This window comes from Embleya sp. NPDC050154, assembly GCF_044460165.1.
Classification (GTDB): domain Bacteria; phylum Actinomycetota; class Actinomycetes; order Streptomycetales; family Streptomycetaceae; genus Embleya.
In genome coordinates this window covers 265,340-279,038 of record NZ_JBITJP010000003.1, presented here as the reverse complement: position 1 = coordinate 279,038, position 13,699 = coordinate 265,340, and the positions used below count along the sequence as shown (strand labels likewise).

Here is a 13,699-nt window from a genome sequence, read left to right as displayed (position 1 = left end):
CGGCTGCTTGCGCCCACGCACCGCTGTGCCTCGACCATCCGCGGCTACGTGCGGACACTCGGTGTGACCGCGTGCTCGGTACCGTGCCCGTGCCCGTGCCCGTGCCCGTGTCCTGCCCGTGCCCGCGCACATCCGCGTCCGCGTGCGCGCCCGTAGCTCCGACGGGTCCGCCCGGCTTACTCGACGGATCCCGCAGCCCCGGTCCTCATGCCTCGCCCTCCTCCACGGCCCCCGGGTCGCCGTCACCCGGACCGGGTGGACGTACAGCGGTGCCGAGGATGTGAGTGGCGGCGGGCGTCGGGATCCGGGTGTTCGGGAACGCGAAGCGGTCCATTTCGGTGACGGTGAAGCCGGCCCGGCGAATCGCGGCCTCGGTGTCGCGTCCGGTATGACAGCCACCGCACAGCAGCGGCCACACGGTCGCGTCCACAACGCGTTGCACCCGCCGCATCCGCGCACCGCCCGCTTGGACGTGTTCGAAGAACCGCAGTTGCCCGCCCGGCCGCAGCACCCGGTACCCCTCCCGAAGCGCCGCATGCGGGTCCGGCACCGAACACAGCGTCAGACAGAACACGACCGCGTCGAACGACTCGTCCTGGAACGGCAATTCGTCGGCCAAGCCGCCCCCGACGTCGACCGGGACCGCGCCGGCTCGGGCGGCCTCGACCGCAAGCGCCCGCAGCCGCGGCTCCGGCTCGACCGCCGCGACCCGTGCCACCGACGGCGGGTAGTGCTCGAAGTTCGCACCATGCCCCGCGCCGATCTCCAGCACCTCACCGGTCAGGCCGGCCAACAACCGCCTGCGGTGCTCACCGACCCCCGCCTTCTCCAGACCCGGACCGGCCACCTTCGCGTAGAACCGCGCGAACACCGGTCTGCGCACCGACCTCGCCGACGCCTTGGTCTCGTACACGATCGACCACCACCTTCCCGGCCGCCGCCATCCGGCCGCTATCCTTGATGTGGGAGGGAGTACATAGTGAACTCTATTCACGATAACGCCGGAAAGGCCACGGCGGATGTGTCCCTGGACCGGCTGTTCGAACTCGCCGAAGTCCTGGGCAGTTTGATGACCCACGGCATCGACGCCCACGGCCTCACCGCCGCCCGAGCGCGCCTCCTGTGGGTCCTGCTCCACCACGGCCCGATGACCCAACGCGCCCTCGCCGACGCCCTCGGCGTGACTCCGCGCAACGTCACCGGCCTCCTCGACGCCCTCGAAACCGACGGCCACGTCGAACGCGTGCCCCACCCCACCGACCGCCGCGCCACGATGGTCCGGCTCACCGACCACGGCACCGCCGTCGTCACCCACCTGCGCGAAGGCCGCGACGTCATGGCCGCCGCCCTGTTCGCGGACATCCCCGAGGCTCACCTGGCAGGGTTCACGGCGACCATCGCCACGGTCACCGCCCGCCTACGCGGCACCACACCCGCGCCGGGATGCGACGGCGTGCCCGCCCCTCAACCTCCGCAGTGAACAGCGGATTCACCGCACATGACACGGTCGGTGTCCCGCGCAACCTGCTGCGCCGCGGCGGGTCAGGCGTAGGCATTCGCGGCGGTGTGGTCGGGCAACGCGAAGCGTCTCCCACCGGGATTACCCGGCGCTCCCGGCCCTCGAGTCGACGAAGTACAACAAGGCATTGCAAACCCTGTGCGCAGGCCGCATAGGCTCCCCGGATGGCAAAAAACACCGGCTACCTCTCGCAAGGGCAGCGCGTGGCCATCCGCCACGTCTGCCGTCAGGACTACGACGAGCACACGGCGCTGACCCAGGACAGCGCGGACATGCTTCGCCGTTGGCTGGGAGCCCGCGACACCACGGTGGACGCGTTCGAGAGCTACCTCGCGCGGTTCGAGCAGCCCACTCATGAGGGCTTCGTGATCTGCCTCCGTGACACCGGCGCGATCGTGGGCGGCGTCAACATCAACAACGTCGTCAGGGGAGCCCTCCAGAGCGGAACTCTCGGCTATACCGCCTACGCCTCGACAACCGGCCGTGGCTATATGACCGAAGGGCTGAGGCTCGTCATCCAGTTGGCCTTCGGGGCGCTGGAACTGCACCGGTTGGAGGCGAACATCCAGCCGGACAACACCTCTTCGCTCAATCTCGTCGAACGCCTGGGCTTCCGGCGCGAGGGCTACTCGATCGCTTTCCAATACATCAACGGCGAGTGGAGGGACCACGAGCGCTGGGCCATCACCGCCGAGACGGCACGAACAACATCGGGATCCGCGTGACGGCGATCGAGCCCGGCTCCTTCCGCACGGACTGGGCCGGACGGTCCATGACACGCGCCGCACCGCCCATCACGCTCGACCGGCAAGTCGGGTCGGTAGCCCGGCGCCCACCGGGGAGAAGCCGCCCGAGCCCGACGACCGCAACGCTCCGGACAAGGTGAGCGTACGACCTGAACGCGCGTTGCCACGAAGGCCCTTCCGGGCGCGCCGGTGGCGGGCCGGTGCGACGGCGAAGCGGTGCGTCCTCGGCGAAACGTGCGGTTTCGCGCGCGGCGAACCGCGGTTCCGGGACCTGGTATTCCCCGCCGTTGAGAACTCGGCGGCGGTCCGGATCAGGCGTCGGCGCGAGGTGTCACGGAGAGGGCGACTCGTTCGCCGGCAAGGCTGACCTCACGGGCTTGAGTGGCCGGCGATTGGGCCGTCACGACGAGGCTCATGGTGGGGGAGAGGGCGACGAGACGGTGGGTCTGTCGCCAGTCGACGCCTTCGTGGTGGTAGGCGACTTCGACGACCTCGCACCCGCGTGCCCTGCGGTGGTCGACGATCGTCTGGCCGGGGCCGACGAACTCCGTGAGCGGCGGCATGTGTTCGTGCGAGCTGGGGCCCTGGATGTAGATCGCGGCATCGTGCGGACCAAGCAGAAAGAAGGGCATCGCGCCCTGATCCGAGGGCTCGATCGTGAACCCTTCGGGCCACGCCACCGAGTAGGGGGACGTCTCGATGCGCCAGTTACGGTGCGCGGGCCCGGGCAGGACGTCCACGACTTCGTCCGTGCTCCGCGCATTGTTCAGCGCGATGTCCGGCGTACCGGCGGAGGGGGTGACGAGCGCGGAGAGCGGGACGCTCCCCTCCCACTTCGTCACACGCACCGCCCCCTCACCGGCGGCGGAGGCGCGCTCGAAGGTATAGGGCCAGTACGGAACCAAGGTCACGTCGAACCCGGTCAACCTGACGAGGACATGCCCCATGGTTTCCCCTCCCGAAGCCAGTGGCCCAAAGGATCGCACAGGCCGGGGGTGGCCCTGGTGCCGGATGCTCGGCGCGCGAGGTGAAGGTGACCGCCCTGGTGGGTCCGGGCCGGTGGCAGCGATCGCCGGGCCTGGAACCCACCGACCCAACTCGTCTGCGGGAACAGCCGCATGGACGAAGCGATCGAGGCGCTGCCGACTCGACCCGACCCCTGAGGTATCGGGCTCCGGCCGCCTCGATACGGTACGGGTGCCCCTCGCGCATGGTCGCGTCGATCGTGTTGCCGCCGATCAGCGTCGGGTCGAGCGGGCTGTTGTCGAGCCGGGGTTCGCCTGTGACGCGGCGATGCCCCTCCGTGCACACTTCCCGCCGGCGCAAACGACACCGACCGGGCATCCGCTCGGCTTCCGGCGCCCGATCGGCCGTCGGTCGGTTCGAGGCGGTGCCGCGTGTGAGGAGTCCCGCCGAATGCACCACGGCGTTACCGGTGTTCGGGAAGACCGTGTAGTAGTCGTACTTGAGTTTGCCGCCGGGCGCCTTGCTGAGCACGATCCAACCCCGCCGGGTGCAGCCCTGTTTCGGGTCTCGGACGATGTTCTCGCGCAGGACGATCCGGTCGGTGCGGACGACGACCGCTCGGTCCTCGGTCTCCAGAGTGAGCGTGCCGGAACAGCGGGGCCGATCACCCATCACACGGCGCTGAACCCGTGGCGGCGCATGCGGCGTATGCGGCGTTCTACGTGGTACGCGGGGCCGACGTAGGCCGAGGCGCACGGGGAATTCGGCCGCTTTCAGTTCTCCGCAGCGACGTTCCGCCGGATGCCTCCCGAGGCGGCGGCGGGTTGTTCGCGCACCCACGCGACGAACTCCTCGGTCGCGTCGACGACCGCTTCGAAGCGGACCGAGCGGAACAGGTCGAAGGCGTGCTGTGCGCCCGGGAGTTCGGCGTAGACCACCGGGTTGCACGACACGGAGCGCAGCGCATTGGTGAAGGCGCGGGCGTTCTCGACCGGGACCATGGTGTCGGCGTCGCCATGCACGATCAGGAACGGCGGTGCGTCGGGGCGGACATGGAACACCGGCGACGACTCGTCGTCCCGGTCGAAGTAGCCGCCGTGGTAGCCGTTGAGGCTGATCGCCGCGGTGACGGAGGTGTCGGCGTCCGCGAAGCCGGGCTGGTACGCCGGGTCGCCCGGTGTGAGCGCGGCCGGCGCCGCCATGTGGCCGCCCGCCGAACTCCCGGAGACGACAAGCGTGTCCGGGTCGGCTCCGTACTCGTGGGCGTGGGCACGTACCCACGCGATGACCTTCTTCAGGTCGATCAGGTGGTCGGGGTGTTGCGCTGCGGGGCGCAGACGGTAGTTCGCGCTCACGCACACCCAACCCCGGTTCGCGAAGCGGTGGATGCCCTGCTGGCGAACGTGGCTGGCCCGGGCAGGTCACGGATGCTCGCGTACGTCGAACTCCGCTCCGAGGCGGCCCGCAAGCCGTGGCCGGCCGTACTCCTGGACGAGATCGCCGCCGCCGACTTCGAGTCCTTCGCGCAAGCCTCGCGATCGACCGGGCTGCCGGTGATGCGGGAGCGCGACCGTGCTCACCCTGGCCCTGCACGGCGCCATCCCGCACCTGCCGGCCGGTGGGCGGGAGATCCTGGCCGCAGCCGGGCTGGACGACCCGGACCGATTCGTCGCAGACCTGGTGGTCGCGGTCTTCGGGACGAGGACGGCCGTCACGCGCACACGATGACCGCCTTTGTACGCCCCGGCATCCCCGAAACGCAGAGATGCGGTGACCGGCAGGTCGTCGAGCGCCGGGCCCCGGCCGGTCCTGTCGCCCATGGCGGACTGCTCGTCGAACCGGCCGCGCCGCGCGCGGTATCGGAGCCAGGTGCTTGACCCTCACGTGGCGTCATGCCGCATTGTCGGTGGCGTGGAAGAGCACCTGACCGTGGGACGTGTGGCCGAGCTGGCCGGCGTGAGCGTCCGCACGCTGCATCACTATGACGAGATCGACCTCGTGCGGCCGTCCGCGCGTACCGCGGCCGGGTACCGGGCCTACTCGGCGGGCGACGTGGAGCGGTTGCGGGAGGTGCTCGCCTATCGGCGGCTGGGGTTCGGACTGCGCGAGATCGCGGATCTGGTCGACGACCCGACCACCGACGCGGTTGCCCATCTGCACCGGCTGCGCGGCCTGTTGTCGGAGCAGCGCGACCGCGCCGCCGCCATGGTGACGGCCATAGACAGGGAACTGGAGGCACGGGCAATGGGGATCAGGACGACGCCCGAGGAACAACTGAAAGTGTTCGGCGTGCAGTTGTACGAAGCCATCGGGTCCGCCTACCCGGCGACGCGGCGCACCGAGCCGCGAATCGCCGAGAGGGTGTGGGATGCGCTCGGGGACGCACGGACGGTGCTGAACGTCGGTGCCGGCACCGGCTCCTACGAACCTCCCGACCGCGACGTCACGGCGGTGGAACCGTCGGCGGTCATGCGGGCCCAGCGTCCCGCGGGCGCGGCGCCGTGCGTGACCGCCAGTGCAGAGAACCTCCCGTTCGAGGACCAGTCCTTCGACGCCGCGATGGCGTTCAGCACCGTTCATCACTGGCACGACCCGATCGCCGGGCTGCGCGAGATGCGCCGCGTGGCCCGCCGCGTGGTGGTGTTCACGCACGACGCCAGTGACACCGGCTGGCTGCACCGGTTCTGGCTCACCCGCGACTACCTGCCCGAGGTCGCCGGCCTGGTCGCCGACCGGCCATCGGTGGTCGAGTTGGCCAAAGTGATCGGGGCCCGCCTGGAGCCGGTGCTCATCCCGTGGGACTGTGCCGACGGCTTCTTCGAGGCGTACTGGCGCCGCCCCGAGGCGTACCTGGAGGAACACGTGCGCCGCGCGATATCGGTATGGACCAGAGTCGGGCCGGAGGCCGAGCAGCGGGCGGTGGACAGACTCCGCGACGACCTTTCCTCGGGCCGGTGGGTCGAACGCAACGGCGAACTCGTCGCCCTCGACGCGGCGGAGCTCGGCCTGCGCCTCCTCGTAGCCTGAACCATCCTGCGTGAGAACGCCCATCGTGCGAGAGAACGCCGCAGGGAGCCGGCCCGCCGGAAACGGTGGACGTTGTCGCGGCGTCAAGGCAAACCCGACCCGTGCTCGGGACCTGCCCTGATGAGGCGCACCCGTGCGTGCCCTGATGCCGCCGGCGGGTCGAACCGACCGGTCCGTGCTCGACCTGTACGGCGCGGCCTCCGGCGTCGCGTGCATCTCGGCACAAGGCGTAGCGGGCCGCACACGATCGAGGGCAGGTCCGTATGGGACCGCCCTCGATCGGGTATCAGCGGCGGGTTTCCACCTTCAGGTCGCCGCGGATCAGCGTGCGTGCCACGTCACCGGCGAACATCTCGTGCGGGAAGCCGAGTTCGATCGCGCCGGCCTCGTCGAGGCGGGCCGGTTGGGCCGTGGTGAAGTCGACCTCCAAGGCGCCCGGATTGCCCTCCAGTTGCGCGGGCGTTCGGGCGCCGATGGTTGGTGGCGTCACGCCCGGGTTCCGCAGGGTCCAGGCCAGTCCGACCTGGGCGGGTGTGCGGCCCAGTTCCGTGGCGACCTCCTTCACGACGTCCACGATGGCGAGATTGCGTTCGGTGAGCGCCCCGTTGGCGATGGTGAGGCTCTTGCGGGTGCCGTCGCCGGATGCGGTGTTCGCCCCGGTCAGGTCGTCGCGGCTGTACTTGCCGGTGAGTCGTTCCCGGTGGTTGCGAGCCGGTGGAGGGAGTGCGCCTGCGAGGCTTCGGGCTCCTGGGTGGCGCGAACTCGCCCATGGGTACGGTGCCGCGCGGTGCAGGGCCGGAGTGGATCGGGGGTGGTGGTTCAGCCGCCCAGTGTGATCGCGGCTGCGATCGCCGGGCCGAAGGCGCCGCCGAGCTGGTAGCAGAGGTTGAACAGGCCTATCGCGGTGGGGCGTTGGGTGGCCGGCGCGGCTGCGGTCGCGTACACCGCGAGCGTGGCCTGGCCCGCGCCCGCGGTGAAGACGGCCAGCGTCGCGACCAACAGGAGCAGCGGCGCCCACGGGGTCAGAGCGGCGGTGAGCGGAGCGAGCGCGCCGACGGTGAGCAGGATGGTCAGGACCCGGGGGCGACTCATCCGAGCCGACACCGCAGCCAGCAGCATGGCGAGTGCCGAACCGGTGAGGAGAGCGGCCAACTGGCTCGTGCCGATGGTGGAGGCCGACCAGTCGGTGCGGTCGCGCAGCAACTGCGGGACGGTGAAGAGCAGCGTGAAGTACGAGGTCGCGAAGGCGCAGGCGAGCGCGGCGGAGAGGACGAAGGCGCGGGTGCGCAGCAGTGCCGCCGGTACGAAGCCCGTGGGGTTGGACCTGGTGTGCAGGGCCAGCAGCGCGCCCGTTGCCAGTGAGGCGGCGACCGCGGGGATCGGGTAGCGCGGAATGAGTACCAGGGCCGTCGCGGTCAGGACCAGCAGGGCGGCGCCCCGACCGTCGAACGGGGTGCTGCGCCGCGGTGTGGACAGGTCGGCGCGGCGCATGACCGCCGGCAGGGCGAGGAGGGCGAGCGTGCCGACGGCCATGGACAGTCGCCACGAGGCGATGTCCGCGATGGTCGAGCCGAGCAGCGGGCCGACCGCCCCCAGCGTTCCGAAGCCTGCCGTGATCACGCCCATTCGGCGGACCGAGCCCGCCAGGCTCATCGCCGCGGTGACCAGGCCCGCGCCGCCTGCGGCCTGGGCCGCCCGGCCCGCCATGGCCACCGGCAGCCAGGGTGCCGCGGCGAGGACCGCGGTGCCGGTCACGATCAGGGCGGCGCTCAGCTTGAGCGTGGTGCCCAGGCCGCGGCGGCGCAGCAGGTTGGCCATCAGCGGGGTGCCGACCGCCATGGCCCAGGCGAAGACGGTGACGAGCCAGGTCGCGGTGGCCGTACGGACGCCGAGCGAGTCGGCCGTGTCGGGAAGGATCAGGACCGGGCTGTTGGCGCTTGCGGCGATCGGGGTGGCCAGCAACGCAAGCCACATGACCGGTACTCGACGCGAAGCGGGCGCGGCGGCCGACGACGTGACGGACGGCCGGATCGGGGTGGAGGCGAGGGGCTTCGTCGGTGCGGTGTGGCGGGGGCCGGGACGGGTTTGGGCGTGCGGGGACACGGCAGCCTCCGGAAGGCGGAGTGGTCGGCGGGGGTGGTCGGCGGTTGTCGGCGGGGGAGCGGCGGTGAAGTCGGGAGAGCGATTCGGGCGGCGCACCGCTCGGATCCGACAATCTCAATAGCTACATACAAGCATTCGACTCTCCCAAGGTCAAGTATCTCGAATCTAAGAGAGTTATTACTGGTAGAGTTCCTACCGAGAGAGTCCGTACCGAGAGAGTCCGTACCGAGAGAGTCTGTGTCGAGAGGCGTGACGACGATGAGCGATGCCGTGGACGCGATCATCGGTCAGTGGGCCGAGGAGCGCCCCGACGTGGTGGATGAGCTCTGGACGGTGCAGCTCTTCGGGCGCATCCAGCGGCTGGCCCTGGTGGTCGAGAAGTCGGTCAAGGCAAGCGCCGTCAAACACGGCTTGGATGTCGGCGAGTTCGACGTCCTCACCACGCTGCAGCGCTCCGGACCGCCGTACGCCCTCACTGCCGGGACCTTCCTCAAGGCGTCCATGGTGTCCTCCGGCACGATCACCAACCGCATCGACAAGATGGAGGCCAAGGGCCTGGTGGAACGCGTGCGCGACGGGGAGGACCGGCGCACCGTCAAGATCCACCTCACCGAGCGCGGGCACGAGGTCACCCGGGCTCTGTTCGCCGACCATCTGGCGAGCTACGCGCGGCTGCTCGCGGACGTGGACCGTGACGTGGTCGAGAACTCCGCCGACAGCCTCCGTCGGGTGCTCGAAGCTCTCGGCGACACCAGCATCAAGTGACGGCCGCCCGGGCGGTCGCTCCCGGCGCCCCCGGACGGCCCACGGCCACCTAATCGACCGTCCCGCGTGCGCCTTTCCGTGCCGCGCCCCGCATGTCCTTCGAGCGCCGACCCATCCGGTGTCCCCGCCCCCGCCCCTGTCCCCGGCGACAACGGGCCGGACGCGCGGCAGCGCCGCACGATCCTGATCGCCGTGTGCGTCGCGCTGATGGCGGTGATCGCCTCGGTCTCCGGGCTCAACGTGGCCCAGCCCGACTTGGCCGTCGAGTTCGACGCGTCCCAGGGCACCATCCTGTGGATCATCGACATCTACACCCTGAGCCTGGCCGCGCTCCTGCAGCCGCTCGGTGCCGTCGGCGACCGCCTGGGCCGCAAACCCACGCTGGTGGCCGGCCTGATCCTCTTCGGCCTCGCCGGCGCCGCGGCCGGGCGGGGGTCGCCGTCGGTCTCGCCGGGCGCCGCCGTGCGCGGTATCGCACCGGCCGGCGGCACGTCGAGTCGCAGATCGCGGCCGATCATCCGCACGATGCGCCGAGCCCCTCGGCGGCGACCCGACCACGGTGAACGCGCTTGCCGGTCAGACCTGTTCCGCCTCGCCCCGGGCACGAAGCGTCCGCGCGTCGAACACTCTTCGCGCTGTCGTCCCCCGGGGTGCGAAGGAGTCTCGTCTTGTGCGTGATACTAATACCGGTATAAGAATTGGATTCCGCACGTGAGACATGGAGACGCAGGACATGGTGGAGATCAAGACCGATACGGACCTGGACGCGATGCGGGAAGCCGGGCGGGTGGTGGCCCACGCCCTCGCCGCCGCCCGGGAAGCCGCCGGCGTCGGGGTGTCCCTGCGGGAACTGGACGAAGCGGCCCGCGCCGTCCTGAGTGAAGCCGGGGCACGCTCACCCTTCCTCGGCTACCTGCCCTCCTTCGCCCCCACCCCATTCCCCGCGGTGATCTGCACGTCGGTCAACGACGCCATCGTGCACGGCATCCCCACCGACTACCGCCTGCGGGACGGTGACCTGGTCGGCGTCGACTGCGGAGCGGAACTCGACGGCTGGACCGGCGACGCCGCCATCAGCTTCACCGTCGGCACCCCACGACCCGCCGACGTGGACCTGATCAACGCCACCCAGCGCGCTCTCGACGCCGGCATCGCCGCGGCCAAAGCCGGCAACCGCATCGGCGACATCTCCCACGCCATCGGCAACGTCGCCCGATCGGCACGCTGCGGCATGCCCACCGACTTCGGCGGTCACGGCATCGGCCGCCGCATGCACGAAGACCCCGACGTCCCCAATCGAGGACGCGCCCGCCGCGGCTTCCCCCTCCGCCACGGCCTGACCCTCGCCATCGAACCCATGCTCATGGCCGGCGGACACAACGACTATCGCGTCGGCCCCGACGGCTGGACCCTGTACACCGTTGACGGCAGCCGTGCGGCCCACATCGAGCACACGGTCGCCATCACGGAAGAGGGCCCCCGCATTCTGACCCTGCCCTGATCATCCGGAGGGCGCGCCGTCCCGCCAGCAGACCCGCGTGTTCGATACGAATCGGTGGTGGGCGTACAGGCCCTGCCGGCCGCCGACGCGTCCGCCGCCCGTCGGGTCCCGAGCGCGGTCCCGCGCGGCTGGAGGTCAGGCGAGTACCGCCGCCGGCAGCGCGGCGGTATCGGCGATCAGTGGTTCGTCCGCGGGTGCGGCGGAATCGTGCTTGGTGGACAGGACCGCCATGACGATGGGTCCCCGGCCGGGCGGCCAGGTGACGGCCACGTCATTGGTGGTGCCGTACCCGCCGGTGCCGGTCTTGTCCCCGACGATCCAGTCCTTGGGCAGCCCTGCCCGCAGGCGGTTGCCGCCGGTGGTGTTGGCGAGCAGCCAGCCGGTCAGCCGTTCGCGGTCCCGCGCGTCGAGGGCGTTTCCCAGGGCGAGCCGGGCGTACGTCCGGCCGATCGCGCGGGGGCTCGACGTATCGGTTGCCCGGCCCGGCTCCGCCGAGTTCAGGGCGGGCTCCCATCGGTCGAGCCGGGTCACCTCGTCCCCGATCGAACGGCAGAAGCGGGTGACCGCGCTCGGTCCGCCGAGTTCGCGCAACAGGAGATTCGCCGCGGTGTTGTCGCTGTGGTCGATGGCGGCCGCGCACAGGTTCGCGACGGTCATGCCGTCGGCGAGGTTCTCGGGCAAACCCGTGATCGGCGCGTAGCCCGACTCCGTGACGTCCTTCCGTGTGTACCGGATGCGCCGGGCGAGGTACTCGCCGTCCCGGTCGAGGTCCCTCAGGACCGCGGCCACGGCGATCGTCTTGAACGTCGAACACATCGGGAACAACTCGCGCGCGCGGTGGTGCACGGTCCTGCCCGTGACCGTGTCCCACGCGAAGACCCCCAGCCGTGCGGAATGCGCCTCCTCGAGAGCACGCAACCGCCCGACGATCCGCTCGTTGTCGTCCGTGCCCTGTGCGAAGGCCCTTCCGCCGACGGGGAGAACGAGGCCGAGAGTTGCTGCGGCGACCCCGCCGAGTACCCCACGCCGACTCGGACGCAGTTCCATGGCCACTTCTTCCCTCGGTTCGTGCGGCGCCGTCGGGCATGCGGACGCTCCCGTGCGGGCCGTCCAAACCCATTCGTGCCTATTGCGGATGCGAGTTCACCCGAGACGGTTCCCACCCGCCGACCTGCCACCCGCGCCATGCGTCGACCCATGTGTCGGGGACCACGGTGTGCAACGCGGTGTGCAACGCCGTGCGGATCCTCGGGACGAGCGCCAAGCCGCGTGCTTTCGCACCCCCGACACCAAGGACGGTTCCCAGGGCCGGAACCGCCGTGCGAGCGGCACGACACGAGCGACGGCCGACCGCCCGGCGTGGCCAGGACCGCTCGTCCGCGTCCGAATCCGCGCCGTCGTGAAGCCCTCCGGCGCAGGCGGACGCCGGGATTCGGAGCAGCCCGCGGAGCATCGCCGCGGTGCGTTCCGAGTTCCGGCCCCTGAGGCCCACCTCCACCGCCCCACGTGGACCGCGCCGCTCAGGCCCGCGCCACCGACTGGGGGAAGGTGAACACCTGGTCCGGGTCGTAGTGTCGGGACACCGCCTTCAGCCGCGACAGGTTTTCGCCGTAGTAGGCCGTACCCCAGTCGGGCAGGTTCGCGTCGATGTAGTTGACGTACGCGCCCGACGCGCCCAGCGCTTCGAGGCCGTCCCGGACGGCGTCCACCGCGGCTGTCGCCTCCTCCTTGCCGGCCGGTGTGGTGCTCGCGTAGATCTGTGCGGTGGCGAGGGCCGAGCGGTGTGGAAAGGCCGTTGCGTCGGGGGCGATCCGCGAGACGGCGCCGCCCATCGCGTCCAGCAGCAGGTCCATCCCGGTACGCCCGGCCATCAACCGCACCACCCCCTGCGCGTCCAGCGGAGCGGTCAGCACCCGGGAGACGGCGACGAAGGCCGCTCGCGGCAGCCGCCCGCCCTCGAAGGTCGGATGGCACTGCGCGATGGTGTCGTTCGCGCAGCCGGCCATGTACTTCATCGTGTCCAGATAGCTCTTGCCCTGCACGGTGCGCGAGCTCGGTTGGGTCGACGCGGCGGCGATCAGCCGGTCCAGGAGCGGATTCAGCCCGCCCTCCGCTCCGACGTAGCACCCGCCCACCCGACAGGTCGGTGGTGTACCGCCGGACACCACACAGTTCGACCACAGCTCCGGCGGCGCGTGCGAGACCCACTCCTGCCAGGCCCCGATCACCGACGCGGCCGAACCGGCCGGGAAGCGCAGCGAGAAGACGGTGAGCTCGGGCGCCGGCTCGGTGCTGAAGGTGAACCGGGTGACCACGCCGAAGTTGCCGCCGCCTCCGCCGCGCAGCGCCCAGTACAGGTCCGGCTCGGAGCACTCGGAGACGGTGAGCACCCGCGAGTCGGCGGTGACCACCTCCGCCGAGACCAGCCGATCGCAGGTGAGTCCGTACTTGCGGGTCAACACCCCGATCCCGCCGCCCAGGGCCAGTCCGCTGACCCCCACCGTCGGACACGAGCCGGCCGGCATCAGCCGCCCGGCCTCCGCCAGCGCCGCGTACACCTCGATCAGCCGGGCTCCCGACCCGACTCGCACGGTGCCGTCCGCCTGCACCTGGACCTGCGCCATCGGCCGCAGGTCCATCACCAGCCCGCCGTCGGGCACGCTGTACCCGAGGTAACTGTGCCCTCCGCTGCGCGCGGCGATCGGCACCCCGTGCCCACGGGCCGCATCCAGGCAACTCTGAACATCCGCCGCAGAGGTGCACTGGGCCACCGCCGCCGGAAGTTGATCGTCGTACAGTTCGTTGTATCCGAGGCGGGCCACGCCGTACGCCTGGTCCTCCGGCAACAGCAGCCGCCCATCGAGCCGCGCCTTCAACGCGGCCCAGTCCGGGGGTTCGGCCACGGACCCGGGCACCCGCTGCCCTGCGATGCCCCGCAACGGCCGGGCGTCGTACGCCGGCAACACCGGCATCCCGCTCCGCGCCTTCGCTGCGGCCGCAGGCCCCGTCACCGCCAGCGCACCCCCGACACCCAGAGCGGTCAGAAACCCCCGTCGATCGATCGTCATACGC

The 13,699-nt window shown here is 70.9% G+C and carries 14 protein-coding genes; 7 read left to right on the top strand and 7 right to left on the bottom strand.

The genetic code is table 11. The features are described from left to right. Window positions 1-205: 205 nt before the first annotated feature. Entirely contained in the window at window positions 206-916 is a 711-nt protein-coding gene (locus ACIBSV_RS07930; RefSeq protein WP_395860969.1) for a class I SAM-dependent methyltransferase, read from the bottom strand. Between the two features lie 63 nt (window positions 917-979). Between ACIBSV_RS07930 and ACIBSV_RS07925 the strand changes: the two genes are divergently transcribed. Then, window positions 980-1,480 carry a MarR family winged helix-turn-helix transcriptional regulator gene (locus ACIBSV_RS07925; RefSeq protein ID WP_395860385.1) on the top strand — a complete coding sequence of 167 codons (501 nt, stop codon included), beginning with the start codon at window positions 980-982 and terminating at the stop codon, window positions 1,478-1,480. 203 nt (window positions 1,481-1,683) lie between these two features. Further along, window positions 1,684-2,244, top strand: a complete 561-nt coding sequence (locus tag ACIBSV_RS07920) for a GNAT family N-acetyltransferase (RefSeq protein WP_395860383.1) — start codon at window positions 1,684-1,686, stop codon at window positions 2,242-2,244. A gap of 332 nt (window positions 2,245-2,576) precedes the next feature. On the opposite strand, the gene ACIBSV_RS07915 is transcribed toward ACIBSV_RS07920, so the two are convergent. Both ACIBSV_RS07915 and ACIBSV_RS07910 read right to left on the bottom strand, forming a co-directional pair. Further along, window positions 2,577-3,212, bottom strand: coding sequence for a hypothetical protein (locus tag ACIBSV_RS07915; RefSeq protein WP_395860381.1), 636 nt, complete (start codon window positions 3,210-3,212; stop codon window positions 2,577-2,579). Between the two features lie 792 nt (window positions 3,213-4,004). Then, window positions 4,005-4,586 (bottom strand): alpha/beta hydrolase, encoded by a 582-nt coding sequence (locus tag ACIBSV_RS07910; protein WP_395860380.1) that lies wholly within the window; start codon window positions 4,584-4,586, stop codon window positions 4,005-4,007. 217 nt (window positions 4,587-4,803) lie between these two features. Between ACIBSV_RS07910 and ACIBSV_RS07905 the strand changes: the two genes are divergently transcribed. Both ACIBSV_RS07905 and ACIBSV_RS07900 read left to right on the top strand, forming a co-directional pair. Next, window positions 4,804-4,959: a hypothetical protein gene (locus ACIBSV_RS07905; protein ID WP_395860378.1), complete on the top strand. Its 156-nt coding sequence runs from the start codon at window positions 4,804-4,806 to the stop codon at window positions 4,957-4,959. Window positions 4,960-5,169: 210 nt separating this feature from the next. Beyond that, window positions 5,170-6,258, top strand: coding sequence for a methyltransferase domain-containing protein (locus tag ACIBSV_RS07900; protein WP_395860967.1), 1,089 nt, complete (start codon window positions 5,170-5,172; stop codon window positions 6,256-6,258). Window positions 6,259-6,544: 286 nt separating this feature from the next. Here ACIBSV_RS07900 and ACIBSV_RS07895 read toward each other — a convergent pair whose 3' ends face one another. Then, window positions 6,545-6,922: an aldo/keto reductase gene (locus ACIBSV_RS07895; RefSeq protein ID WP_395860965.1), complete on the bottom strand. Its 378-nt coding sequence runs from the start codon at window positions 6,920-6,922 to the stop codon at window positions 6,545-6,547. 155 nt (window positions 6,923-7,077) lie between these two features. Then, window positions 7,078-8,232, bottom strand: a complete 1,155-nt coding sequence (locus ACIBSV_RS07890; protein WP_395860377.1) for an MFS transporter — start codon at window positions 8,230-8,232, stop codon at window positions 7,078-7,080. A 387-nt stretch (window positions 8,233-8,619) separates the two neighbouring features. Between ACIBSV_RS07890 and ACIBSV_RS07885 the strand changes: the two genes are divergently transcribed. The 3 genes from ACIBSV_RS07885 (at window position 8,620) to map (ending at window position 10,627) form a co-directional block, all read left to right on the top strand. Then, window positions 8,620-9,126, top strand: coding sequence for a MarR family winged helix-turn-helix transcriptional regulator (locus tag ACIBSV_RS07885; protein ID WP_395860375.1), 507 nt, complete (start codon window positions 8,620-8,622; stop codon window positions 9,124-9,126). Between the two features lie 192 nt (window positions 9,127-9,318). Next, a complete protein-coding gene (locus ACIBSV_RS07880; protein ID WP_395860373.1) occupies window positions 9,319-9,804 on the top strand; it encodes an MFS transporter in 486 nt (161 codons plus the stop codon). 55 nt (window positions 9,805-9,859) lie between these two features. Next, window positions 9,860-10,627 (top strand): type I methionyl aminopeptidase, encoded by a 768-nt coding sequence (gene map / locus ACIBSV_RS07875; protein WP_395860371.1) that lies wholly within the window; start codon window positions 9,860-9,862, stop codon window positions 10,625-10,627. A gap of 135 nt (window positions 10,628-10,762) precedes the next feature. On the opposite strand, the gene bla is transcribed toward map, so the two are convergent. Both bla and ACIBSV_RS07865 read right to left on the bottom strand, forming a co-directional pair. Then, window positions 10,763-11,674: a class A beta-lactamase gene (gene bla / locus ACIBSV_RS07870; RefSeq protein ID WP_395860369.1), complete on the bottom strand. Its 912-nt coding sequence runs from the start codon at window positions 11,672-11,674 to the stop codon at window positions 10,763-10,765. Window positions 11,675-12,147: 473 nt separating this feature from the next. Further along, window positions 12,148-13,695: an FAD-binding oxidoreductase gene (locus ACIBSV_RS07865; protein WP_395860367.1), complete on the bottom strand. Its 1,548-nt coding sequence runs from the start codon at window positions 13,693-13,695 to the stop codon at window positions 12,148-12,150. Window positions 13,696-13,699: the final 4 nt, after the last annotated feature.